The organism is Dorea chungnamensis, assembly GCF_039832125.1.
Lineage (GTDB): Bacteria > Bacillota > Clostridia > Lachnospirales > Lachnospiraceae > JAFBIX01.
Genome location: NZ_JBDOHT010000002.1, coordinates 46,711 through 70,300, shown reverse-complemented (window position 1 = coordinate 70,300; position 23,590 = coordinate 46,711). Strand labels below are relative to the sequence as shown.

23 protein-coding genes and 2 pseudogenes are annotated in these 23,590 nt (G+C 41.0%); all 25 read right to left on the bottom strand.

Annotated features, from left to right (window positions below; all coding sequences use genetic code 11):
- Positions 1-5: 5 nt before the first annotated feature.
- The 25 genes and pseudogenes from ABE613_RS02245 to ABE613_RS02125 all read right to left on the bottom strand — a co-directional run bounded on the left by ABE613_RS02245 (position 6) and on the right by ABE613_RS02125 (position 23,550).
- A complete protein-coding gene (locus tag ABE613_RS02245) occupies positions 6-422 on the bottom strand; it encodes a YjdF family protein (RefSeq protein ID WP_347375532.1) in 417 nt (138 codons plus the stop codon).
- A gap of 487 nt (positions 423-909) precedes the next feature.
- Entirely contained in the window at positions 910-1,041 is a 132-nt protein-coding gene (locus ABE613_RS02240) for a helix-turn-helix domain-containing protein (RefSeq protein WP_235251181.1), read from the bottom strand.
- 65 nt (positions 1,042-1,106) lie between these two features.
- Entirely contained in the window at positions 1,107-2,765 is a 1,659-nt protein-coding gene (locus ABE613_RS02235; protein WP_347375531.1) for an RNA-binding domain-containing protein, read from the bottom strand.
- 402 nt (positions 2,766-3,167) lie between these two features.
- Positions 3,168-3,512 (bottom strand): hypothetical protein, encoded by a 345-nt coding sequence (locus tag ABE613_RS02230; protein ID WP_347375530.1) that lies wholly within the window; start codon positions 3,510-3,512, stop codon positions 3,168-3,170.
- A 152-nt stretch (positions 3,513-3,664) separates the two neighbouring features.
- Positions 3,665-3,850 carry a helix-turn-helix domain-containing protein gene (locus ABE613_RS02225; RefSeq protein ID WP_347375529.1) on the bottom strand — a complete coding sequence of 62 codons (186 nt, stop codon included), beginning with the start codon at positions 3,848-3,850 and terminating at the stop codon, positions 3,665-3,667.
- 342 nt (positions 3,851-4,192) lie between these two features.
- Positions 4,193-4,651, bottom strand: a complete 459-nt coding sequence (locus ABE613_RS02220) for a DUF5655 domain-containing protein (protein WP_347375528.1) — start codon at positions 4,649-4,651, stop codon at positions 4,193-4,195.
- Between the two features lie 85 nt (positions 4,652-4,736).
- Positions 4,737-6,449 (bottom strand): IS1096 element passenger TnpR family protein, encoded by a 1,713-nt coding sequence (locus ABE613_RS02215; RefSeq protein WP_347375527.1) that lies wholly within the window; start codon positions 6,447-6,449, stop codon positions 4,737-4,739.
- 161 nt (positions 6,450-6,610) lie between these two features.
- A complete protein-coding gene (locus ABE613_RS02210) occupies positions 6,611-6,931 on the bottom strand; it encodes a hypothetical protein (RefSeq protein WP_347375526.1) in 321 nt (106 codons plus the stop codon).
- A gap of 9 nt (positions 6,932-6,940) precedes the next feature.
- On the bottom strand, positions 6,941-7,423 hold the full coding sequence (locus ABE613_RS02205) for a type I restriction enzyme HsdR N-terminal domain-containing protein (RefSeq protein WP_347375525.1): 483 nt from the start codon (positions 7,421-7,423) through the stop codon (positions 6,941-6,943).
- A gap of 21 nt (positions 7,424-7,444) precedes the next feature.
- Complete coding sequence (locus ABE613_RS02200) at positions 7,445-8,428, bottom strand: helix-turn-helix transcriptional regulator (RefSeq protein WP_347375524.1); 984 nt, start codon at positions 8,426-8,428, stop codon at positions 7,445-7,447.
- Between the two features lie 83 nt (positions 8,429-8,511).
- A complete protein-coding gene (locus tag ABE613_RS02195; protein WP_347375523.1) occupies positions 8,512-9,219 on the bottom strand; it encodes an SDR family NAD(P)-dependent oxidoreductase in 708 nt (235 codons plus the stop codon).
- A gap of 55 nt (positions 9,220-9,274) precedes the next feature.
- On the bottom strand, positions 9,275-11,788 hold the full coding sequence (locus ABE613_RS02190; protein ID WP_347375522.1) for a DEAD/DEAH box helicase family protein: 2,514 nt from the start codon (positions 11,786-11,788) through the stop codon (positions 9,275-9,277).
- Complete coding sequence (locus ABE613_RS02185) at positions 11,758-12,345, bottom strand: class I SAM-dependent methyltransferase (RefSeq protein ID WP_347375521.1); 588 nt, start codon at positions 12,343-12,345, stop codon at positions 11,758-11,760. Before ABE613_RS02185 ends, ABE613_RS02190 begins: the two co-directional genes overlap by 31 nt.
- A 248-nt stretch (positions 12,346-12,593) precedes the next feature.
- A pseudogene (locus tag ABE613_RS02180) lies at positions 12,594-12,989 on the bottom strand ((deoxy)nucleoside triphosphate pyrophosphohydrolase); the annotation flags it as partial.
- Positions 12,986-13,111: a hypothetical protein gene (locus ABE613_RS02175; protein ID WP_347375520.1), complete on the bottom strand. Its 126-nt coding sequence runs from the start codon at positions 13,109-13,111 to the stop codon at positions 12,986-12,988. The pseudogene ABE613_RS02180 and the gene ABE613_RS02175, both read right to left, overlap by 4 nt.
- Positions 13,112-13,157: 46 nt before the next feature.
- Positions 13,158-14,501, bottom strand: a pseudogene (locus tag ABE613_RS02170) (DEAD/DEAH box helicase); the annotation flags it as partial.
- A 15-nt stretch (positions 14,502-14,516) separates the two neighbouring features.
- Positions 14,517-16,007, bottom strand: coding sequence for a hypothetical protein (locus ABE613_RS02165; RefSeq protein ID WP_347375519.1), 1,491 nt, complete (start codon positions 16,005-16,007; stop codon positions 14,517-14,519).
- A 36-nt stretch (positions 16,008-16,043) separates the two neighbouring features.
- Positions 16,044-16,952 (bottom strand): IS3 family transposase, encoded by a 909-nt coding sequence (locus ABE613_RS02160; RefSeq protein WP_347375518.1) that lies wholly within the window; start codon positions 16,950-16,952, stop codon positions 16,044-16,046.
- On the bottom strand, positions 16,949-17,290 hold the full coding sequence (locus ABE613_RS02155; protein ID WP_347375517.1) for a transposase: 342 nt from the start codon (positions 17,288-17,290) through the stop codon (positions 16,949-16,951). The genes ABE613_RS02160 and ABE613_RS02155 overlap by 4 nt, the downstream gene beginning before the upstream one ends.
- 74 nt (positions 17,291-17,364) lie before the next feature.
- Positions 17,365-17,784, bottom strand: a complete 420-nt coding sequence (locus ABE613_RS02150) for a hypothetical protein (RefSeq protein WP_347375516.1) — start codon at positions 17,782-17,784, stop codon at positions 17,365-17,367.
- 319 nt (positions 17,785-18,103) lie between these two features.
- Positions 18,104-18,811: a FadR/GntR family transcriptional regulator gene (locus ABE613_RS02145; RefSeq protein WP_347375515.1), complete on the bottom strand. Its 708-nt coding sequence runs from the start codon at positions 18,809-18,811 to the stop codon at positions 18,104-18,106.
- Between the two features lie 169 nt (positions 18,812-18,980).
- Positions 18,981-20,258 (bottom strand): nickel-dependent lactate racemase, encoded by a 1,278-nt coding sequence (gene larA / locus ABE613_RS02140; protein ID WP_347375514.1) that lies wholly within the window; start codon positions 20,256-20,258, stop codon positions 18,981-18,983.
- Positions 20,258-21,268, bottom strand: coding sequence for an electron transfer flavoprotein subunit alpha/FixB family protein (locus ABE613_RS02135; RefSeq protein ID WP_347375513.1), 1,011 nt, complete (start codon positions 21,266-21,268; stop codon positions 20,258-20,260). Before ABE613_RS02135 ends, larA begins: the two co-directional genes overlap by 1 nt.
- 12 nt (positions 21,269-21,280) lie before the next feature.
- Entirely contained in the window at positions 21,281-22,084 is an 804-nt protein-coding gene (locus tag ABE613_RS02130; RefSeq protein WP_347375512.1) for an electron transfer flavoprotein subunit beta/FixA family protein, read from the bottom strand.
- Positions 22,085-22,137: 53 nt separating this feature from the next.
- The gene (locus ABE613_RS02125) at positions 22,138-23,550 is read right to left on the bottom strand and encodes a D-lactate dehydrogenase (RefSeq protein ID WP_347375511.1); all 1,413 of its coding nucleotides are present in this window, start codon (positions 23,548-23,550) and stop codon (positions 22,138-22,140) included.
- Positions 23,551-23,590 lie beyond the last annotated feature (40 nt).

Below are 23,590 nucleotides of genomic sequence, written 5' to 3'. Positions count from 1 at the left end.
GGACATTAATGCCCCTTATGCTTTTCTCTCTTCTTTTGCTGTTTCAGTTCAAACATTCGCAGTTTTTCCGCTTCTTTTTTTTCTTGGCTTCTTACCTTGCGCTCTTGCTTGTTCTGTTCCTGTTGTAATTTCAATGCCTGTTGCGATTTTGTGCCAATGCCTATTTCCTGCATCTGCTTTTTCGCTTCACGCTGCATCCTTTTCGGATTTCTTTTTATATCCTTTGCAACAGTATCAACAGCCGGACTGAATTTCAAACTGAAATAGTATTTTTGAACATATTCCTGCACTTCGTAATCTTTTGGCTCTGCACCAAAAGTCACTTTTGCCACAGATAATTTACCATCTTCGATACGTTCAAATATTCCTATCCAAAATGGTTCTTCAAAATACACTGTCAGCTTTCCACTTACTTTGTCCATAAGAATCCCTCCTAAATAATAGTTGAACAAAGAATGGACAACCCGGAGGGGCAGGTTACTTACCCTATTAGAAATAGGACGGCTGGGCTACCTACCAGCTCTAGTACATTTTTAGGTGTACATTGCGTTTTTATCTTTGTATTTATAATCAAGCCATATGGCACGATTAACTTAATTAGACAAATTCAAATCTTCTCCTTCTTATACTCCGCTCTCTCTGTTTCTCTATCATTTTCTTACGACTGTAATTCAGTCATAAAATTGACTGCAGCCTCCAGGTCTTTTTCATTCAGATGACCTTTCGCAATACCGCCAACCAACTTTAAAGATCCGAAGGTGTCATATCTCTTACATCCAATTTGTCCGATTACTTTGGAGTTTTTTCCTTCAAAATGTTTTCAATAGACTGATAATTTGCACTTCCATCGTAGCGGTTATCCGTTCGAATTATTAGGATGTCGCGGAACGGCTCGACATCCTTGACAACTTACAGCTTGTTGTCCAGCCACTCATCGAAGCTCTTCTTTGAAATTCGACAGGCGGATCCAATTTTAAACCAGCGAAACTCCTGCTGCTCCAACAGCTTATATACCGTGCCGCGGCTGATGCCCTTGTCTATCTTTTACTTGCATTTAATTCGATTCTAACTCATTTTTAATTCGTTCCTTATCGAGTTAAAACGAGTTAGGAATTGGTTACTTTGTACTTGGAGTACTTTCCTCCACATAACAATTCTAAACGTCCTTCAGCTTGAAGCTTTTTAATAACTGCATATGCCTGCGAAGGAGTCACTTTCAGCAATTCAACTACATCCTGCTTTGTAATAATTCCATTCTGAGTGTTTGCCAACTTCATTACTAACTCAGGATGCCTGATGCTGTCTATATCTGTCTGTCGAACATACTGTATTGTTTCTTTGTTTTCACGATAGATCTTTTTACCCAGAATATAGGTTCGATCTTTTCCTTTTCCGGATGCTTCAATCAAACCAGACTCAATCATGACCTCAATTGCAGATCTAACCTTATTTTCACTCAGATTTGTCAGCTCAACAATTCGTTCAACCGTACATCTTCTTTCTGTATTAAGGACAGATAGAATCATCAATGTGTAGATTGATAATGGTTTTCCCTGCCTGTTTTGTTCTTCTGCAACAAACTTTGCAAAGGGCAAGTCTGCTTTCGCCCTTTGAATAAATAGCTTAACGGTTCTGCTGGTAGATTCAGAATAATCTGGCCAAGGCCTCCCAAAGATGATAGAACCCTCAAAAATTCTATCAATTCCTCTTCCCGTTTTCTCAGCTAAACCGATTCGTTTCATTGCATCAGCAAGTGCAGGATTACGTCCATGTGGTTCTACAGTCAGAAGATTTTTCAGATTAACTCCATCAATAAATCCACCAGGATTACTAATGATCATTCCTTCATCATCAATCAAAACTCTTACAGCGCCAAGCATAGTATAATCCCTATGACAGAATGCGTTTACTAAACCTTCTCGAAAAGCAGCCCAGTCAAATTCCGGAATTGGAATTCTAAATAATCCGTACTCAGTCTCCCTTTCTGGATTCCAGGCTTTGACGTATGTCTCATAGTTCTCAAATAATTCAAGAAGCGGTTTATTGCTATCCTCATTCATACGGACAGCCGTTCCTTCCAGGACTTGAAATGCCGATTTTGCTGTTGGTATCAGTTCTGCGATACGCTCCTCTTTTCCAATTAAAAGCATACCTGTTACTGTTGGAACATATTTACCCGCAACATCTGTAATAAGACGTAATGCAACATCCAGTTCGTTATCCGGTAAAGAAAGCAGAGTTTTTTCACCACCCGGTCTATTTTGAATGATTCGGCGAAGTCTAACTCGCTGATTTGGATCCAAGTCATCTAAAGTAGCTCCTGCCAAAGGCTGAGCAGAATAATCAAGCATTCCCAGTTCTGCAAGGCGAGATGGAATCTCATAAGAATACATTGGTATTACTTCCGGGCTTCCATCAAGTTTAATACGTCTCCTCAACATTTTTCCTGACGCAGTAGATACCACACCTCGGCTTCTTGGCACTTCAATTTTCAGAACATCTTTACCCTCTTCAGTAATTATCTCTGCCCTTACAGCTATGGGCGGAACAGTGCTATTTGCAATCAGTGCAGTTACCCCTATGGGATCCTTATGTTTTTTATGAACGCCGGTAATTGATCCGTCATCTTCGACCCCCAGAAACAGAAATCCTCCAGATGTATTTGTCATTCCAACAATCTCTTCAATAAGATCATGATCTGGATAACATTTCAAATCACTTTTAAATTCAATATCTAAACTCTCCGCTTTAGGAATTGTACGCATTTCAATCCCTCCTATCCTCTAATTCAAATATAGTATAACTCGTTTTAACTCGTTTGTCGAGTTAATCTTGTTTTTAATTCGTTGTTACGAGTTAAAAAACGAGTTACCCATTTATATAAATATATCCCACCTCCTATCAAATTTATTCACAATACACAGTATGCATTACCGATAAGACGAGGAGAATCCACACGCAACCTCCATTGCATTTTATCAGTTATAACTGATAATATTGGATAAATTATATATTTTATCAGTTATAACTTATAGAATTGCAATATATCATACTGTACAGATTTACAGGCTTTTTGCGATTTCCGTCAGCTGAGCCACCACAAAGCTATGTAAGGTATCGATATTTAATTATTCAGGAGAACGGAAGCCTGGAATCTGCTTACTTCTTTATCTTCGTAGTATCTTCCAAATAAGTGTGTTCTCATGATCTTTACACGGAATGTCTACTGGACATGAGCCATCTATTAACGTTTCACATCCTAATGGATGAACTTTCCTCTTATGCTCACATTCCACAGTTGCACACCGACAATGAACCTCTTTTTCTTTCCGAGCCACGTCCCCATCCATTTGAATTACAATCATATCAATCTGAGGAGAGATACTGCAGATTGCCATTCCTTCCTCGTTCCCCGGTCTGTGCCAGTTTCTTTCTCCGATAATTCGCCAGTGCCACATTTTCTTCCATTGCCAGTTCTTCATAATCGTTTGCCGGATCCAGATGATATTCATCCTGTTCGTCCAGAAACTTCTGAAAGCTTTCCTCCTTCTTCCCATACCATACCGCACTTTTTCAAAAAAATTTAGGGTGCTGAATGCCAGTGGCATTCGTTTAGCACCGACCGAAGCGGAGCGGAGAGTCGATTTTTCATCCGGATAGGAGATTAGTTGAAAGATTCCGGCAGCTTATCCAGCCAGTCATCAAAGCTCTTTTTGGAAATACGGTACTTTCCGCCATCCAGCCGGATCCACCGGAACTCATTTTTCTTCAGAAGGTTATATATTGTCGGTCTGCTGACACCAAGGATCTCTTGTAACTCTTTTACTGTATAACATCTTTTCTCTGACATATGTCATTACCTCACATTTCATTATTTTGGAGGCAGCATGCCAAATACTCCCGCAAGTGACGGGGCATTTGGCTCTCGCGGCAGTCGCCAAATGGACATGCAAGCATGTCCGCTTGACCCGTTGCTCGCGGATATAAATGTCCCTCTATATATCCAAAGTTTCAGAGGGGCTTATACAACATGTTTCAGTAAAAAAAGTCAAGATGAGAAAAACGGGCAAAAGAAACCTCCGTATGAATTGAATCATACGAAGGTGATATGTTCTCATTATGTTGTATTTATTCCATACTATTCTCATTTTAAGAAACAGATAAACCGAAAGTTGCAGAAATCTCTTTCAAGCTATTTTTTCTCTGAAAACTCATATGCCTGTGCCACCCATGCAAACAGTTCTTCGTCCAAATCAGACATTTTACTAATTACAATATGCGTTGTCCATCGTCCGGGATAAGGTTCTGTTTTTACTGCGACACGCTCAGATTCCAGAGGATAGGGGAGACCAAGTGTCAAGACAAAATAGTCATCTGGAAGTTCCGCCTTCTTTTTTACTCGCAGAAATGAAACGCAGGCAAAAACATGACGATTAGAAAATGTAATCTGCGTTTTCTGTACCTTTATTTTACTATCTGGAAACTGTACTTGCATTTCACCAGCAAATGCTTCATACAACGGTAATATTGTCTGGTGTTGATCAAAAAATAACAGGATATCCGTACTGGTTTCCACCAGCAAGGCCAGCTGATCCTGTGTTAGTCCCTCCTCGGTGCGTAGCTTTTTTAAATTCGTCTGGAACTCCGTCACACCACATCACCATCCCGCTAATTTTTAGAGACTCCTCGTCTGCTCCTAAAATGTAGCATAAAGCAATATACAAAAATCCCGACAGCTACAGCATGTTTTCCGGTTTTGGCATGCGTCCGGTCCATCCCAGACTCCTTGCCCATGTTTTATAGCTTTTCTTCTCTTCCGGATCATCACCGTTAATCGTCTCAAGGAATTCGCAAAAACCTCCAACACCACCAACATCATCCACAAGACTCATTCCATCCCAGGCAATGCAGATTGGTTTTTCCTTACGCTGAATATCTCTCAACTTGTCCAGAAACTCTCCGTCTATTTGCTGACCAAAGGCATCTACAAACAAAGCTTTCTCAGGAACGAATCCATTTTTATCATGAAGCATATCGCCTTCTTCATCCCTGGCATAAACAGTTTTGTCGTACCAGGCATTGGTGCAGGTGATTTTAATCTCCCACCCATCGCCATAGTCATATCGATAACACAATGCAGATAATGCCGGGATTGGTTCAGGATTATGATCAATACACAGCATTTCCAATTCACGGTCCAGTTCCTCCATCTCCCGGAAATAGGGAACCATGTCGATCGTCGGATTTCCTTCTTCGTCAAAATGCGTTCCTGCCTCTTCAACGATCTGGTCCATACGGGCTGTCAGCTGTCTGTATTTTTTGATAATGTCCTTACGTTTTTTCTCAACTTGTTTCAGAACGGCCTCTTTCTCCTGTTTCCATGAATCCCAATCTGCCTGTTCAGCCGGTGTTTTCAGTACAGTCCAAAGCATCGGGCGTTCCAGCATTTCCTCACACTGACCTTCCATGTAGACATTCCACGTTCTCTGATCTGTTGTTTTCTTCTGAATAGCAGGCCAGTCCTTTCGGAATCTGTCTACTTCAATCTGTGCAGGAATGTAATGCTCTCCCACGCCTTCATAGGAGTATGGTCCACAATACTTGGATTTCAGCCAGGTCTTAAAGCTTTCACCTTCCTCATAATCATCGTCCCAATATATATCTTCATAATTCTCACTTGGAAAACGAAAATACATACCAACCTGACGGGTCCACTCTTTTACCAATCCCTCATCTGTCATTTTTTTGAATTCATCCTCATATGGAACATAGCTATGAAGGTGGCTGTTTTGCCATCCAAAAGCTTTCATGATTGCATAATGAAGACCATGCAGTGTCATATTGCCCGGAACAATAAAATCTCTGGTAATTCCATCCTTCATTCTTCCGTATCTTCTAAGAACTTTCTTATGCTCCTCTGCGAAATATCCCAGGTCCAGTTCCAGATGAAGCTGCATTGCCATAGGAATCCGCTTCATCTCTGCTTCGATCATGTCCCAGAATTCTTTTTTCTCTTTCAGCAGCCGTTCTTTTTCGGATCTTAATTCTTCAAGAAGACGACGCTGCTCCTGAATATCATCCTCTTTCTTTTTTGAACGTGCTTCTGTATTGGTAACCTGATTTTTAGCTGCCTGCTGCATCCGTCCTCTATATTCCTCACTTCGAATTGCTTCGTTGCTTCTGTCTTCCCCGCCATACTGCCCACGAGAATAGGGCATATAAGACTGAACAGTCTTCTCCGATATAACAAGCTCCTCTGCTATTTCAGCTACACTTTTACCCTTTGCAAGCAAATCTGCTACCTGTTCACTGGTTTTACTGTGCCACAATCCCTCCGTAATCAGTACTCTTCGTACTTTGATTGGATATGTACCAAGCTCCTCTGCTGTCTTCTTTACCGAACCGGTTTCTTTATAACTATCAATAATCTGCTGATATAACTCATCCATATATCAGGACCTCCTTCATGTATCTTAGGTGGCCTACCTTTTATTTATGATATCAGTATACGTCAGAACAGTCAACGTGTCAACCTTACCTTTTGGTCATCAAAGAAATGCATTTCCATGTTATATGAGGATCCGCATATGCATATTTTACCACATTCACATTACCAGCGCTGCACCATGAATTTCACTCTCTCCTGCACGTCCTCACTAAAATCAGACAGATCCTCAAGACCAATTACCTCATCCTGAACCAACCGAACGAGATCGATCAGCATATCTGATTTGCTGACAGATAAAATAACGCCAGGAGCTTTGCGATCTTTTTTGATACGCTCTTCCAGTGCCCAGAATCGTTCAGAACCTTTCTTATCACAGGTCAGCAGCTCTACATATTCCTTGCATAAACGTTCCTTATAACTTTCCTTCCGACCAGGAAGTTTCTCACGGAACAATTTCCAATCACGTTTTGATATTTCAACCATCACAGTCACCTACTCATCTTTTGCAATCGGATAATAATACCAATTGTTATATGTCGGAATCTCTTCCAATTTCACAAACTGATTCGTATCAAAATAATATCCATCAAAAGTGCTTCCATCAGTCACGAAATAATAGCGTGTATTCAGACTCAGCAGGTAATTCTGCGCCTGCGTAAATGCTGCTTCCGTATTAGAAAGAAGACTTGCTTTACATTCAACAACAGCCATCAGTAATCCTTCTTCATCAAGAATTCCGATGTCAATACGCTGTTTCTTCTTGTCTTCAGCTACAAGCAGCCCTAATGTTCCCAAGGCCCTTTCAACAAGAATCTTGTCCTGCGGAACCTGCAGCCTTTTCATCAGAAATTTTATTATTTTCTGACGAACTGCTTCCTCAGGTGTGAGCTTCACATATTTGTTGCGAATCGGATCAAAAATCTTGTTCTCAAGCACTTTGTTTTTGTATCGAGCAGTAATACGCCCAATATTCATTCTACTTCACCTACCAAATAGTTAATAATTTTCAAGCACATCCTGCAGATATGCCTTATATTCAGCCTTCACATTCTCCGGACCGGTAATCTTCATCCCGGATCCAATGCCTGTAACCCATCCGAAAAACTGCGGACTTACTGATACCAGTACTCTGGTTTTGAAATGAGCTTCTCCCTGCGGAATCAACCATACATCATGTCCAAAGCGATCGATTATAACACCGGCCAGTTCATTCTTGCATTCCAGCGTGACTTCCGCATCTACACCGCCGTACATTCCAAAGGTCTTCTTAGCGAATGCAGCCAAATCAAAGTTCTTGAAGGATTCCTCACCCTTACGATCTGTTTCCAGGATCTCTGTATTCTGCATCTTATCTACACGATAATGCTTGATAATTCCAGCCGCTGCATCATAAGCTACCAGATAATAATTCTCATCATCCCAGGTCAGTGCCCAAGGGCTGACAACGTAGAATGCACCGTCTTTCTTCAGTTTCAGTTCTTTCTTAATAGTCCACTCTGCATAATGGAACTTAATTTCCTTATTCTCGTAGATTGCAGTATGAATGTAGTCCACATTGTAATAAACAGTTTCATTCTCTGTCTTCGGACGGTTTACGATAAAAACATATTTGGAAAGCATTGCTGCATCCGTCCTGCAGCAGAGCTTCTCTAATTTCGTTATCAGTTCTTTGGATTTCTTCTCCGTGATAAATTTAGAAGACTGTACAGCATCCACCAGAAGTTTTAACTCCGGCAGTTCAAAATCTCTGGCACCAATATAATAGCCAGGATTTCTCCCCTTCTTCTGCTGGATATCCAGTCCGAATTTCTCAAGGATCTCCATCTCTGTATATATCGTTCTTCGATTCGTACTGATGCCATATTCCTGCTCTAGAATCGTGCATAATTCCGATGCGTTCAGCATATGCGCATCATCGGTACGTTCCAGAAGGATTTCCATCAAGCGCAGTGTACGGAGCTTCTGGTCAAAGGAAGCCATGGTATATCACCTCAAAACCATTTTTATCATGAATAAGGGCAAATGTTTTATCAAACTTTAAGATTCTCTGATAAAACAATAATTCATCCTTCATATTTCCAACCATGCTCATCATGGTATATCATTTGTTTTGTCATACCACCATCTATGCAAATATTCTCTCCAGTAATGAATCCTGCCTTATCGGAGCACAGGAACAAAATCATATTTGTAATGTCCGTTGGATTACCTACTCTTCCTACAAGCTGTTGGACAGCATCCGGACCTTCATAAACTATGTCACCGGTTTCGATCCATCCGGGAGAAATGGAATTTACTCTGACTTTCCCGGCAAGACTCACCGCAAGTGCATGCGTTAATGCTGCTATTCCACCTTTCGCCGCGGTGTAACTTTCTGTCTGTGGCTGGCTCATTCTATCCCTGGAAGATGACATATTAATAATACAAGCTCCATCTGCAAAATGCTCATAAAAAAGCTTTGACAGATAGAACGGTGCTGTCACTCCCACTGCCATAGCGTATTCAAACTCTTCATAGGAACACTGCTCTATTCCGCGCATAATAGGTAATGCATTATTAATCAGATAATCTACTTGGCCATGCTTATCTATAACATACCCGGCAAATGATTCAAGCGTTTTCTTCTTACTGATATCGCCAACATAGTGCTCTCCATCAACAATATCGATTACTTCTACGATCGCCCCTTCTGCTTCAAAGGCTTCTTTTGTAGCTTTTCCGATACCATGTGCTCCTCCTGTAATAACGACTATCTTATCTTTATACAACATATTTCACCTGCTTTATTCTTTATTTTTTTGAATTTCTCATCGGGTCCTCACAATATTATCGTTTTTCTTCATACCTCCTGCGATAATAATCCATTGCCCGGTATTCTATCACATCCTTCATCTGCTCCCCGAAAGCAGGCTGAAGAATAACATCTGTCAAATCCTCCTTAAGTGCCAATGCCGTTCCTTCTTTCTTTACAAAGAAACCTTTTCCTGACTCTTGTAGAAAATGTACGGGCATCTGAAGTATCTTTTTGATATGCTCCTTATCTGAAATACTACAGTACTTTTCGTAAGTAATACCCATATCCAAATCCTTCCAATTGGTACCTGTAGAAAAGAATTCTTTCCAGCTATCCAACAATTCCTCCTCAGAAACCTGGCTACGAATATTTCCGTGATTATAAAATGCCATCAAAACAGGCATCTTATATACCTTTGACATATTTGTATTTTCAATTAGATTGATAAACTCTCTTCCAATTCCACTATAAAGAATATTCTCCCCTTCCGAAAGTTCTCCCAATTCTTTCCGAAAATCCAGATACCGCTTAAAAGGATTATCCTTCGAATGAGTAATCGCCACACGATAAATATCATCATCCATATATGTAAACAAATCCATTCTGGATGGAATTCTCCCAAGGAATTCCTTTACGCGATAGTACTCATTTCTAATCTGATCTCTTACCTTTAGATGTTTTTTATCCATCTCCGAAAAAAGATCGATCAGTTTCATATCAAAATCAATCAAACAATCATCTGGGAACGCAGATCGATCCGCCGGATTATAGTATTCATTTTTTCCCAGTGTTCTTCCTGTCAATAAGAATCTCACACGCCCTGCCTTTTCGTAGTTGCCGATAAAATCCAGTACGTTAAGGTATTCCTTTCCTTTGCTGCGTCGAAGTCCACGACCAAGCTGTTGTAAAAACACAATTGGAGATTCCGTCGGACGTAGAAACATAACCATGTCTACCGATGTAATATCTACTCCTTCGTTAAACATATCCACAGAGAAAATCACTCTGATTTCTCCACTTTTCAGTTTTTCAATCGCTTTTCCTCTTTCTTCGGAATATGTCCCATTTGCATTACTGTAAACAGCTACGGAAGGAATCCCTCTTTCACAGAATTCTTTTGCCATTTCCTCCGCATGTGCTCTGGAGCAGCAAAATCCCAAAGCTTTTTTCGATCCATATTTGCAATAATACTTGTATATCAAGTCATGACGATGTACATTTCCTATATATGTTTCGTTCAGTTCCTTTTCATCATATCGGCCCCTGATCAAATGCAGACCCGAATAGTCCGTATCATCATAAATACCATAATAATGAAACGGCACCAGCATTCCTTTATTAATGGCATCTTTCAATGAGATTTCATAAGGAACATTATAATCACAGAGTTCATAGATATTTCTGCCATCCATACGCTCCGGTGTGGCAGTCAGACCAAGTAAAAACTGCGGCTTGAAATACTTAACGATTCTTTGATACTGCTCATTTACTGCGTGGTGAAACTCATCAATCACCAAATATTGAAAATAGTCCGGAGCAAAATACTTTTCTGAAAGATACTCACTTCTTCCTAATGTTGCTACAGAAGCAAAAATAACAGACTTATCTGTACTCTTTTCTTCTCCTGTAAAAAAACCATAATCCTCTGAATTCCTGACATTTCGAAATGAAGCGGCAGCTTGTTTCAGAATTTCTTCCCTATGAGCAACAAATAAAACCCGTTCATAACTTTTCGAATCAAATGCCGCCAAATATGTCTTGCCCACACCGGTTGCAGCCTGCACCAATGCCCGTTTTGCACCTTCTGCTCTGGTATCCTCTAAAGCACAAAGAGCCTCAATCTGTGCACCTCTCGGCTCGTATAGCAATTGAACCTTTGTATCCTCAGACTCATTTTCCTCGTTCTGATGAGAATACTCATACCGTTCCAAATCTTTTGCCACCGCTGGGCGATGCCAGTTTTGTGAATATCGTTTTAATTCCTCATTATCAATGATAATTGAATGATGTTCGAACAAGTCCTCAAAGGCATGATAAAATTTCTCGTAATTCTTCGGATCAGAAACGCTGCTAAAACGATAATTCCACTCAATACCGGAAGTCAGTGCACTTCTGGAAATATTTGATGAACCAATGTAGATATCGTTATATCCTCTATAATGAAAAATATATGACTTCGGATGAAAAGATCTATCCTTCTCATTATAGAAACGCATATCGACTCTGGAACCGAGTTTTTTCTTGAGAAGATATAGGGCAGACGGTTGTGTAATTCCTAAATAATTACCGGTAAGGATTCTGATTTTGGCACCTCTTTTTAAGGCATTATCCAACTCCTCAAGAAGCATCTTCACACCGGATTCCATCAAAAAAGATACAATGATATCAACGCTGTCTGCCTTTTTTAAGCTTTGAATCAGCTGATAGTACAGCTGCATCCTACGATCACTTCCACCCGTCATTACATCCGTGGACCAGATTTCCTGCATTATCCTCTCCGTCTCTGATGTATTCCTCAGATTTTCTGCAGTATCAGATTGAGCCATTTTTCCTCTCCCCTTCCCGGTCTGACGTCACCGGTAATCCATTTTTCAACAATCATTATTTCCGGTACTTCCTTAATAAAATCCTGAAAACTATCTTCTGTAAAATCTGTAAAGTGTCGACCGTTGCGTTCCCCTTCAAAATCACCATATTTAAAGGATGTATAAATAATTCCAGATTCCTTTAATGCCACACACATCTTTCGTATAACCGATAATAATTCGTTTTTGGGTAAATGCAGGATGGATGAACAGGCCCATATACCATCATAGGAATTGACCTCATCCAGTTCCTGGAAAAGCAGATGTTTCACTTCGATTCCCGTAAATTCACTCGCTAAACGACAAATTTCTGCTGATCCGTCCGTTGCTGTAACCTGGTATCCCTTCTCTAGAAAAAGCTTGGTGTCACGACCGGAACCACAGCCGAAATCCAGAATCGATGCAGTTTCATTCAATAATTGCAGGAATCGATCTTGGGCCAGATGCATATCAACATTCTGCGTATTCTCTATAAAATTTTTTGCATTGAGATTGTAGTAATCAATTGTAGGATCCATTTCCATACTTCCTTTCACTCAGTGATAGATACCCTCTCTTGTATTTTATCTAAGTTATTCTCTTCGTCAAAGTAGACCTTGTCACCTTCGTTGATATTACGCTCATACAGCATGGCATCTTCTGCCTTTACTATTAACTCTTCACCTGAAGAATTCACAAGTGTGACCACCGCCATGACAGGTACTCCCTCAGCTCGTTCTTCGCATCCGAAGTCCAGGTCTTCATCGATTCTTTTCACTGTATAGATCATACACTCTTTAATCTTCCCAATCAGCGTAACATCCGCCGGTAGCCACGCTACACTATCTAATTCATCTTTTGTAAGCCACTTCGCAACTTCCGCTTCTTTGAGTTCCAATTCCCCCGCACTCACTTTCGCCCAGAAGCAATCCATAGAGAGATGAAACGTCGGATAATCATATTCAATGGTATCAATCAACTCACCGACTTCGATTTCGGTGTTTAGCTCTTCCATAATTTCTCGTTTCAGCGCCTGTTGCGGTGTTTCTCCTGGCTCCACTTTGCCGCCAGGGAATTCCCAACCGCCTTTCAGTTCTCCATATCCTCTGGCCGTGGCAAATATCTTTGATTTGGTCTCAAAACTATCGCAAATAACAGCTGCAACAACTCTTATGGTTTTCATACCGCTTTGTTCTCCTCATCTAACAGATTACTTTCCAAATATTTCAGCAGATCTTCTCTGACTGGTTGATGCATTTTCATGGTAACCTTCGTGATGTCCTTCATCTTTCCGTTGTTATCCATCTTTTTATCACCAACTGCTGATAGGATGTCACAAGTTCCCATAGCATTCTTTTTCAACCGAAACCAAAAAATCCTGATAAGTTTTATACTCCCTGATAATTACAAGCGGATCGATCTCCCCATTTTCGTAAAAATCCATGAGATATGGAACTCGTCCCAATCTATTTTTTAATGAGATATAACTTTCTTTAATAATTGTTTTCATTCCACGAATCTTATCAATGGATCGGAAGATTTTTTCCTTTGCGACTGCATCAAAATGAACCGTAGACGCTCCCGGTATCGTACTATTACCACTAATCACGTACTTCCGAATTGTATCCGGATTATATGTACGGTCACCAGACAGAGCAATCGGAATCATAAAGTTCTTCTCGTAATTGCCAATAAAATCTAAAATCACAACGAACTCTTTCCCATCCGCCTTACGAAGCCCACGGCCAAGCTGCTGTATAAAGACGATCGGAGACTGGGTTGGTCGGAGCATAATCACCTGATTCACCTCGATAATATCCACACCCTCATTCAAAATCTCAACAGAAAAAATATAATCCAAGGGCTGAAGATCATCTGTAGCATCCGCTTCATCCATCGCCAACCGCTCAAATGCTTCTGCTCGTTCATTTTCATCGGTATCTCCATTTAAGGCAATCGTTCTGAAATACCTCCCAGTATCTGGATTAATCATCTTATTGAATTTGTCCGACAATTCTCTTGATTCTGCAATACGACTGCAAAAAATCAATCCTTTTACGCGATCCCCACTGTACCCAAAATAGTTTGCCTGCTCTATGATATGTTTTACTCGTTCATCACTGGTAAGAAGATTGAAATCTTCTGTTGTAATTGTCTTATTCCTGCCTTTCCCATCACCAATCATGGATTAATCACTGATACCAAAGTAGTGAAATGGACACAACATATTCTCTTCCATAGCCTGCTGAAGACGAATCTCATATGCAATCTGATAATGAAAGATTTCATAAATATTTCGTCCCTCTATATTGTCATCTCGCTTATCCGGAGTCGCAGTCATACCAAGCCACAGCTTTGGTGTAAAGTAGTTCATGATTCGCTGGTAAGTATCTGCAGCAGAATGATGTGCTTCATCTAAAATAATACAATCAAAATCTGTTGGCTTATAGTGGTGCAGATGTTCTTCTCTCCATAAAGTATCTCTGGTCGCAAACACAAAATCTGCATCGTAATCATGGTTTCCCGCGCCTACGATACCCATAGTAACTTGCTTATTAAATACTTTTTCGTAAGAACGTTTTGCCTGTTTAGCCAACTGGTTTCTATGTACCAAAAATAAGACTCTCTTAAATCCCAGCTCACGCATGGCAAATGCAGACGCATAGGTTTTTCCCGTACCTGAATTTGTCAAGAGGGGAAATGAAATACTTTACAAACTTTTACTTTTATCACTAAGGTTTTTAAATGACGATTCGATTAAGTAAGATATATCCTTTCTTGAAAATTCACCATTATCCTTAAACCAGTCTTCTTTTGAACTAATCAGCAGTTTTGTATCAACCAATACATTTTGTATAGTAACAAAAGATACTTCTGATGCAAGTTTACTTATCAATTCCATAATGATACCATCACAATATATGTGCAGATGTTCTCCAAGCACTTGAATATGTCTGCTTTTATCTCCTGCGTGCACGATACCATTTCTAACTCTATACAATCTGTACAAGTGCCATTTTAGTCTTTGTGCATACTGAACCGATAAATCAAACACCTGATCTTTATGCTCCCTTAATTTATATACTTTATAAATTTTGTTACGGATATTAGGGTATAAAGTCAATTTTTTAAACAACTCATCTCTATTTTTTTCATATTCAGGTTGTGTGATCAAACATATTAATTCATATAATATATCCTGTTGCATGTCTTCATCTTCAAGACCTGAAAACATTTGTTTTATCTCGCTCTTCGTTAATGAATCCTCTATATCATGTAAAATTGACACAAAATATTTATTGAAGAAATCGTTTTGTAAAATGGGAAGCACACTTTTTATTACTCTTTCGATTTTTGAATTTATTTCTGTGTCTTTACTTACAACCTCCAAAACTGACCACAAATTCACAAAAGCATCATTCATGTCTCTCTGTCGCAAGGCCATGTTATGAAGTGCAATAATTTTATTCAGTGCAAAATAGGTATCTTGCGGCTTGCTTTGGCACCCAATAACTGCATGATCTATTGTCTCTTGTAAATCCAATTTCGGTTCTATTTCAATATTCTTAAATCCCGTTGAAATAGTTGGTATCGTCATTTCCTCATTAGTTTCACAGTTTCTTACAAAACAATTTTTACCAAGCAGCTCCTTTTTTCTATTACTAATTACCCGATAAAAACTCATAAAAATATTTAAATTCTCATAAGCCATTTGCATAGCTACATAGGGATCGATTGCTTTAACTTTTAATTTCCCTACAAAAGCTTTATTATCTTTCTTTTTTAATTTATTAAAATATGGGTCTTCTTCAAAAAATACCGTCAAACGATTGGTTAATAGCTCCTTATACTGTGATATTGATCCCATAAACAAGAAGTACACGTCATATTCGTTCTCGTTCAACTGAAAATGATTAATAAATTGTTCAATACTCTCTTTAGGATTGTCTATATCAATATTGAATGAGTTTCTAAGAAAGCGATATACATATTCTGGGGTATAGCCGGCCCATATAGTCGATGCAATCCAACAACGTAGCCCAGCACCTATCTCACTTTTATTTTGAGATTTATCAATCACAGACAATACATAACTTTGACAAGACTCATAATATTCTCGAAAACTGATTAGTCCATGTAAATAATGTACAGTTTCCTTTTGATTAACTTTTAATGCTGTAATTAATTTTGATATTGTCAATATTGGTTGACACATTTATCTCAAAGATATCACTGCCTATGCAGCCTGTTCCAGAGATTGGTAGTATCTCTGGCGCTTAATTATCGGAGGAAGCCCACCGTTGGCAGAGCAGATCCTCCTGTTATTCCAGTAACTAATGAAGTATCTCCAAATGAGAACCTTCAGTTCCTCTATGGTCATGGTCTCCGTATTGTAGCGGTCATAGAGAAGCTCGCTTTTCATTCTGGCCCACATGCTTTCGCATCGGGCATTATCGTGGCACCTGCCACCAGCACTGTTCATGCTTTGAATAATACCGTATTTAGCAAGAGCCTTACGATAAGTTTCACTGGTATATTGTGTTCCTCTGTCAGAGTGTACAATAGCCCCTCGCAGATCAGGATATGACAGATAGGCATTATCCAGGGTATGCTCACACAAAGTTGCTTTCATGTTGGTTTCCATTGCCAGACCAAGGACACTGGAATCAAAGCAGTCAAAGATAGCTGAAACATACAGTTTTCCATCTTTAGCCTTGATTTCTGTGATGTCAGTTACACATTTTTCAAGTGGCTTATCAGATTTGAAATCTCGCTTCAGAAGATCATCTGACTTACGAGCTTCCCGATCGGCCTTGGTAATACCATTCGGCTTACGCTTTGGTTGATGACTAAGGCCTATTTCATCCATGACCCTGTAGACGGTTCGCTCACTAGGAATCTTGAGTCCTTCCAGTTTCTTAAGGAGAAGTGCCTGATACATGCGAATGCGCCCATATGTATCATTGTATTCATCTTCAGTATGGATTGCTATCATAGCATCAGCGAGATCCTGATATTTCCAGGGCCGGTCTTTATTAGCAAGATATTTGTAGAACCCCTGGCGGCTGACACCAAGCATCCGGCAATAGAATGAGAGTTTTCCCTTAATCGCGCCGTCTTCTGTCTTTATGGCAATGAACATCATTCTTTGGTTCTTGCTGACTTCCGACGGCTGGCTGCGAAAAAAGCACTTGCTTCCTCGAGAAATTCATTTTCCTCTTTCAGACGCCGGATTTCTTTATCCTGATCCTTAACACGTTTGCGGAGCATAGCAAGTTCCTCAGCGAGGCTCATTGCACTTTCTGGAGTATGTACACCGTCGCCAATATCCAATGTGCCGGCTCTAACTGCTTTCAGCCATGTATGGATGGTTCCTTCTGGAATACCTAATTCTTTGGCTGCCTTAGCACCGCCGATTTCTCTGGCAAGTTTGACAGCCTGGACCTTATATTCATGGTCGTATTTTCGTTGAGTACGTGACATTGAGAGTTCCTCCTTATTCTCTTTATTATACATGAATTCTTTGAGAATAAGGTGTCAACTTTATTTATACAACATCATTCCAGATATAAACTGGAAATCTTATTCGATTTTTTGATAATTCCGATTTTCTCCCGATGGGAAATATATGCTTCTGCGCTGTTTTTGAATCCTTCCGGAAAGGTGTATGCTCTTTTATCCATAACAAGATAGAGAGTGACATTTCCTGAACGTTGGTATTCTGCCAAAGCATTTATACAACGGGAATAGGTTGCACACCATTTTTTCTGCTTGATTTTAGATGACATGGAATAATGATCTTCTAAAAACTGTAATCCAAAGTCCATGCTGAAAGAATCTGTGTCGTGTTCTTCGGCGTAGAGTAAAAGTTGTTTTGTAAGAGTTTTAAATACGTTTTGGTAATAGTTGGATGCACCTGCCTGAATGAGTGCTTCCTCAGTCTGGTTGATTAGTTGCTGCAAAGTTGAATTTTCCACCTTGTGTTCCTCCTTAAGTGATTTGATAAAAATACACTTAAATCGTGATAGATTATGGAAAGTAAATCAACCAAAGAATCCTTTATTCATAAGGATTTCTATCGCCAACTTTGCATAATGTGTAGCTTTTCATAACCTCCACCTTCCTTCAGATTCCCCTTGCGTTAATCATAGTCGTTGCTATGAAAAGGACACCCTTGGTCTTGGCTGTATCCTTCCCACTACTAGGGCGGATTAGGGACTTTCACCCGTTAGAAACGTGCGCCGCAAGGCGCACCACAAAAAACTGCAAGGGGACATTTACCTCTTGCAGTATAATCTATTTATCTTCATATTTTCTCAGTTGCTCTCCGACGATTTCAAAGTGTCTCTCCAGTGTTTCCATTCCTGCCCTGCGGTTCTTCTCCATCAGTGAATTATAAATCCCCCAGTGCGATTTCCGGAGATTCTCCGCGCGCCTCTTATCCACCAGTATCCTTGAGCGGAAATCCTTGATGAACTGATCCATAAGATTCCCAAGCATACTGTAATACATCTGCAGAAGCCGATTATGGGATGCTTCCATGAGTACTGCATGGAACTGTATATCCAGATCCGTACTCTCTTTAATTCCGACAGCTTCATCCATCTTAAGAAGGATCTGATGCATCTTCTCCAGTTCTTCGGGTGTTGCCTCTTCCATCGCACGCTTCAGAGCTACAATCTCATATCCCTGCCTCAGATAGAAGATCTCTGTGTAGTCAATATCCAGAAGAGCCATAACCATATTGGCTGTACGGGTCATGTATTCATTCGTATCACAGCGGATATAATTGCCGCTCCCCTGCAGACATTCGATCAATCCGCTGATCTCCAGCATATGCATAACCTCACGGACAGAATTACGGCTAACCCCGAGCTTCTCTGCAATCTCTCTCTCCGGAGGAATCTTATCATTCATCTTCAGTTCCCCTGATAAGATCTGCTCAGAAAAATAGTTAAAAACATATTCATATGTCTTTGTTCCCGCAACTCTGGTAATATCCATGGCAATCTCCCTCAAAATCTGTTCTTATGCAATATTGTAATTGTATATGATTGTTAAAAAAAAAGCAAGTGCTATCCTCGCATTTGCTTTTATTGTTTCCGGCGATCGGATACAAAAATGTAATCCGACCGCCGTCCTATTAATATATAATAAATATGAGCAACCTGAATTAATGCACCATTACAGATACTCCGTCCGGTATCACTGCAATGTGGGCATCGTGCCCTTTCTCTGCGATGGCCATCCAAAGCGCCTCATTCACATCTGCTGCTACTTCAAATCCCATCTCTTTTGCCATTTCGCGGTACTCTTCACACATTACATAGATGACCTTGTGCTGGATCAGTATCCGGATCTGGATCTGATACTCCCACTGGTCAGGCTTCGTCTTATCCTGCGGAACTTTCAGAATCTCATCCATGAGTGCCTGTGGACTCTCACAGTCCCGAAGCGCCTTATAAAAGCCCTCTCCGCCATGACCGTCGCCACAGTTTGAAACCATAATGATAATTCCGTCCTCTTTCGCTGCCGCCTCAGCTGCAGTCATACCCTTCACGGACTGATACATGTTCTGATCAAGAGGATATCCTCCATTTGTGGAAATGGCAATATCTGCTTTCTCCTTTGGTGTGACCTGACAGTACTTTCTGAGGAAATCACATCCTGCCTCATGTGCCTTGATCGCATCTCCGGCAACGGCATGGACGACCTTTTTATCAGAGTCAATGACCACATTCACAATATACTGCTGTTTTGCCATACGGCTTGCAGCAACCATATCCCGGTGAATCGGGTTATTCTCCAGTATTCCGGTACGGCTGTACGGAGAATCGATGAATTTGGAACAATGATTTCCAAGCACTGTCACTTTGCTTGAGACTCCCGGGAGGACACTCTTTCGTCCTCCTGAAAATCCTGCAAAGAAATGGGTTTCAATAAAGCCTTCGCTCACAAGAAGATCAGCCTCGGCCGCCACTCTATTAATCAGAAGCGGTGCTCCGGATGGCAGAACTCCGAGATCCACCATCTGACTAATATCCCGGCTGTCATGGATCACGATCTTCTCATGATCCACAATCTCCTCACCAAATTTGCTGACCAGCTCTTCCCTGGTCGTCTCTCTGTGGAAACCGGTCGCAATAAGAAGTGTAACGTCTGCGGACGGGTTTCCTTCTCTGATTTCTCTCAGCATAAATGGAATAATATGCTTAGACGGAACAGGTCTTGTATGATCTGAGCAGATGATCACTATATTCTGCTTTCCTCTGGAAAGTTCAGACAGTCTCGGAGAACCGATGGGATGCTCCATGGCCTCCTGCACCAGTTCATCCTCTGTCTTCTCCGGTTTCGGCATAGAGACAATCGCCGATTCCAGTATCTCATAATCCAGACTGTCATCCAGATCAAGCATCATTCCTGTTGTTGAAAACGGAAGATTGATTTTCATTATTTCTCCTTCATTTCTTTAAATGCTGCCGTCAATGCCGGCACAACTTCGTTCAGGTTTCCTACGATACCATAGTCTGAAACATCAAAGATCGGAGCTTCCGGATCTTTGTTAATTGCAATAATCGTATCAGATCCTGAAATACCCGTCAAATGCTGGATAGCTCCGGAGATACCGATTGCAAAATATACCTTCGGTGCAACCGTCTTTCCGGACTGACCAACCTGAAATACCTGCGGTTTCCAGCCTGCATCTACAACTGCACGGCTGCATCCGATCGTAGCTCCCAGTACATCTGCAAGTTCTTCGAGAATCTTAAAGTTATCTGCTGATCCAACTCCACGTCCGCCGGAAACGATGATTTCTGCCTCGGCAAGATCAACCGCTTCAGAAACTTCCTGTACACGCTTTACGAGGGAAGTACGGATATCTTCTTCCGGAACATGAACATCTTCTTTGATGATCTTTCCTGTACGGCTCTCATCATAAGCACCTTTTTTGAACACTCCCGGACGTACAGTTCCCATCTGTGGACGGTGATCCGGACACATGATTGTAGCCATCAGGTTACCGCCGAATGTCGGACGTGTCCATGCCATATTTCCGGTCTCTTCATCGATGCCGATCTCTGTACAGTCTGCTGTCAGGCCTGTCTTGATACGGCAGGAAACTCTCGGTCCCATATCACGGCCATTGTTTGTAGCTCCGATGATCAGTGTCTCCGGTTTATGTTTCTCGATCAGTGTAACGATCGCATTAGTAAATGCGTCTGTTGTATAATATTCATATTCCGATCCATCCACAACGATTGCAGAATCTGCACCGTATGCGATTGCGTCCTTTGCAACGCCTTCCACGTTATTTCCAATAACCACTGCAACCAGCTCGCAGCCTTTCTGCTCAGCCAGAGGTTTTGCGGCGTTCAACAATTCATATCCGACATTCTTGGCTTTGCCGCACTCTGTCTCAATGAATATCCACATATTTTTATAATCACCAAGATTACTCATTCTCTCGTCCTCCTATAAAATCTTTGCATCATGAACCAATTCTACAAGTTTAGCTGCAGCAGCCTCTGCTCCCATACCACGGATCGTCATACCTGTCTTCTCTCTCACCGGTGTATATGTAGACTTTACTTTTGTCGGAGAACCGCCCAGTCCGCAGCGGTCCAGATCAATCGTTGTCAGATCTGCTTCTGCAAGGACAGGAATCTCTTTTGTCCTGGCTTCTTTTCTTGTTCTGTACGTTGGATATCTTGGCTCATATGGAAGCTTCACAACAGTTACTACTGCCGGAAGTTTCACAGAGATAATGTCATATCCTGCGTCACACTCACGTTTTACCTGCAGATCTCCGTCTACTTCCTGAATATCCAGTGCATAGGTAACCTGCGGAATTCCAAGATGCTCTGCGATCTCAGGGCCAACCTGAGCTGTATCACCATCGATAGCCTGTTTTCCGCAGAGGATCAGATCAAATTTTACTCCCTCTTTTTCTTCTACTGCTTTGATCGCCTCGGATAAAATATAACTTGTTGCAAGTGTGTCGGATCCACCGAATTTTCTTCCAGAAATCAGATAACCTGCATCTGCTCCAACTGAAAGGCAGGATCTGATCGCTTCCTTTGCCTGCGGAGGTCCCATTGTGATTACTACAAGTCTTCCACCGAGTTTCTCTTTTAATCTGACACCAACCTCCTGGGCATATGTGTCAAATGGATTTACAATACTTGGTACGCCTGTACGGATCAGTGTATGTTTCACCGGATCGATCTTAATTTCATTTGTATCAGGCACCTGTTTAATACAAACACAAATATTCATCTTATTCTCCTATTAATTCAAACATTGTCATCATTGTTACTCTATACGAAATCTTACAGTTTGTAGCAAACCTTTCCCGGATTCAGAATCATCTTAGGATCAAATACTCTCTTGATACCTTCCATCAGAGCCATATTTGTCTCTCCGACAGAATCTACCAGATATTTGATCTTTCCGGATCCGATTCCATGCTCACCGGATACAAGACCGCCACAGTCTGTAGCAGCTTTGTAAATAATCTCAAAGAATTTATCCACTCTCTCCTTGAATTCTTCTTCCGACAGATCATTGGAGCACTGATAGATATGAAGGTTTCCGTCTCCTGCATGTCCGAATGAACGGATCACAAGACCGCATTCCTCTCCTGTCTTATTTACAAATGCAAGGTACTCAGCGATTTTATTTACAGGTACAACAACGTCGCACTCGTCGAGAAGTTTTGTCTCTTCCATGATTGCTTCCAGGAAGGAAGAACGTGCAGCCCATGCATCTTTGATTCTGGTTGGTGTATCTGCGATCAGAACATTGATCGCACCTGCTTCCATAACGATCTCTGCTGCCTGATCGATCATATTTTCAACCTCATCCTCGGAATTACCATCCAGTGTAACAAGAAGGTATGCTCCGATCTCTGTATCCTCCAGTTTCTGTGGGAATACTGCTTTTCCAACATAACGCTCGGATGCAAGAACGATCTCTCTTTCCATGAACTCGATTGCCTGAGGATCCATATGAGCCATCTTGAATTTCGGTACTGTTGAAAGTGCTGTATCAAGATCCTTGTAAGGAATGATAAGGGATACGACTTTCTTTGGTGCCGGAATGATCTTCAGAGTCAGCTCTGTGATGATTCCAAGTGTTCCCTCTGATCCGATCATCAGGTTCAGAAGAGAATATCCGGAAGATGTCTTGGATACGGTTGCTCCAAGATGTGTGATCTCACCTGTAGGAAGAACAACTGTCATTGCTCTTACATAGTCACGTGTTGCACCATATTTGACAGCTCTCATACCGCCTGCATTTGTAGCAACGTTACCGCCCACACATGCAAATTTCTCACCTGGATCCGGTGGATACAGCATGCCTCTGCTCTGGCAGTCAGAAGCAAGATCGTTCAAAAGAACACCTGCCTCAATATTTACTACAAAGTTTTCCATATCATAGGAAACGATTCTGTTCATCTTGGAAATATCAATGAGGACACCTCCGTAAAGCGGAACAGCTCCTCCTGCAAGTCCTGTACCGGCTCCTCTTGGTGTTACAGGAATATTATTCTCATAGCAGATCTTCACAACAGCAGCAACTTCCTCTGTGGAACGTGGCTGAACTGCGAGATCCGGCATCTTTGTGCCATAGATTGGCATTTCATCTTTCGCGTAATCAGGATTAATGTCTGCTCCCTCAAACACATGGTCAGAAACCGCCTTGATCTGAGCAACGATTTCAGGTGTCAACTGATTGTACATTTTATTTGCCTCCTTTATTGAAATGGTTTTTATGTTTTAT

Excerpts from the sequence above, each read along its gene's own strand:
- ABE613_RS02135 (WP_347375513.1), bottom strand. The coding sequence starts at position 21,268 with ATGAGTAATCTTGGTGATTATAAAAATATGTGGATATTCATTGAGACA.
- ABE613_RS02215 (WP_347375527.1), bottom strand. The coding sequence starts at position 6,449 with ATGGATGAGTTATATCAGCAGATTATTGATAGTTATAAAGAAACCGGT.
- ABE613_RS02130 (WP_347375512.1), bottom strand. The coding sequence starts at position 22,084 with ATGAATATTTGTGTTTGTATTAAACAGGTGCCTGATACAAATGAAATT.
- ABE613_RS02155 (WP_347375517.1), bottom strand. The coding sequence starts at position 17,290 with ATGTCACGTACTCAACGAAAATACGACCATGAATATAAGGTCCAGGCT.
- ABE613_RS02200 (WP_347375524.1), bottom strand. The coding sequence starts at position 8,428 with ATGGCTTCCTTTGACCAGAAGCTCCGTACACTGCGCTTGATGGAAATC.
- larA (WP_347375514.1), bottom strand. The coding sequence starts at position 20,258 with ATGAAAATCAATCTTCCGTTTTCAACAACAGGAATGATGCTTGATCTG.
- ABE613_RS02185 (WP_347375521.1), bottom strand. The coding sequence starts at position 12,345 with ATGGATCCTACAATTGATTACTACAATCTCAATGCAAAAAATTTTATA.
- ABE613_RS02230 (WP_347375530.1), bottom strand. The coding sequence starts at position 3,512 with ATGAATATCATCTGGATCCGGCAAACGATTATGAAGAACTGGCAATGG.
- ABE613_RS02205 (WP_347375525.1), bottom strand. The coding sequence starts at position 7,423 with ATGAATATTGGGCGTATTACTGCTCGATACAAAAACAAAGTGCTTGAG.
- ABE613_RS02175 (WP_347375520.1), bottom strand. The coding sequence starts at position 13,111 with ATGGATAACAACGGAAAGATGAAGGACATCACGAAGGTTACCATGAAA.
- ABE613_RS02145 (WP_347375515.1), bottom strand. The coding sequence starts at position 18,811 with ATGGATATTACCAGAGTTGCGGGAACAAAGACATATGAATATGTTTTT.
- ABE613_RS02210 (WP_347375526.1), bottom strand. The coding sequence starts at position 6,931 with ATGGTTGAAATATCAAAACGTGATTGGAAATTGTTCCGTGAGAAACTT.
- ABE613_RS02245 (WP_347375532.1), bottom strand. The coding sequence starts at position 422 with ATGGACAAAGTAAGTGGAAAGCTGACAGTGTATTTTGAAGAACCATTT.
- ABE613_RS02160 (WP_347375518.1), bottom strand. The coding sequence starts at position 16,952 with ATGATGTTCATTGCCATAAAGACAGAAGACGGCGCGATTAAGGGAAAA.
- ABE613_RS02235 (WP_347375531.1), bottom strand. The coding sequence starts at position 2,765 with ATGCGTACAATTCCTAAAGCGGAGAGTTTAGATATTGAATTTAAAAGT.
- ABE613_RS02125 (WP_347375511.1), bottom strand. The coding sequence starts at position 23,550 with ATGTACAATCAGTTGACACCTGAAATCGTTGCTCAGATCAAGGCGGTT.
- ABE613_RS02225 (WP_347375529.1), bottom strand. The coding sequence starts at position 3,850 with ATGTCAGAGAAAAGATGTTATACAGTAAAAGAGTTACAAGAGATCCTT.
- ABE613_RS02190 (WP_347375522.1), bottom strand. The coding sequence starts at position 11,788 with ATGGCTCAATCTGATACTGCAGAAAATCTGAGGAATACATCAGAGACG.
- ABE613_RS02195 (WP_347375523.1), bottom strand. The coding sequence starts at position 9,219 with ATGTTGTATAAAGATAAGATAGTCGTTATTACAGGAGGAGCACATGGT.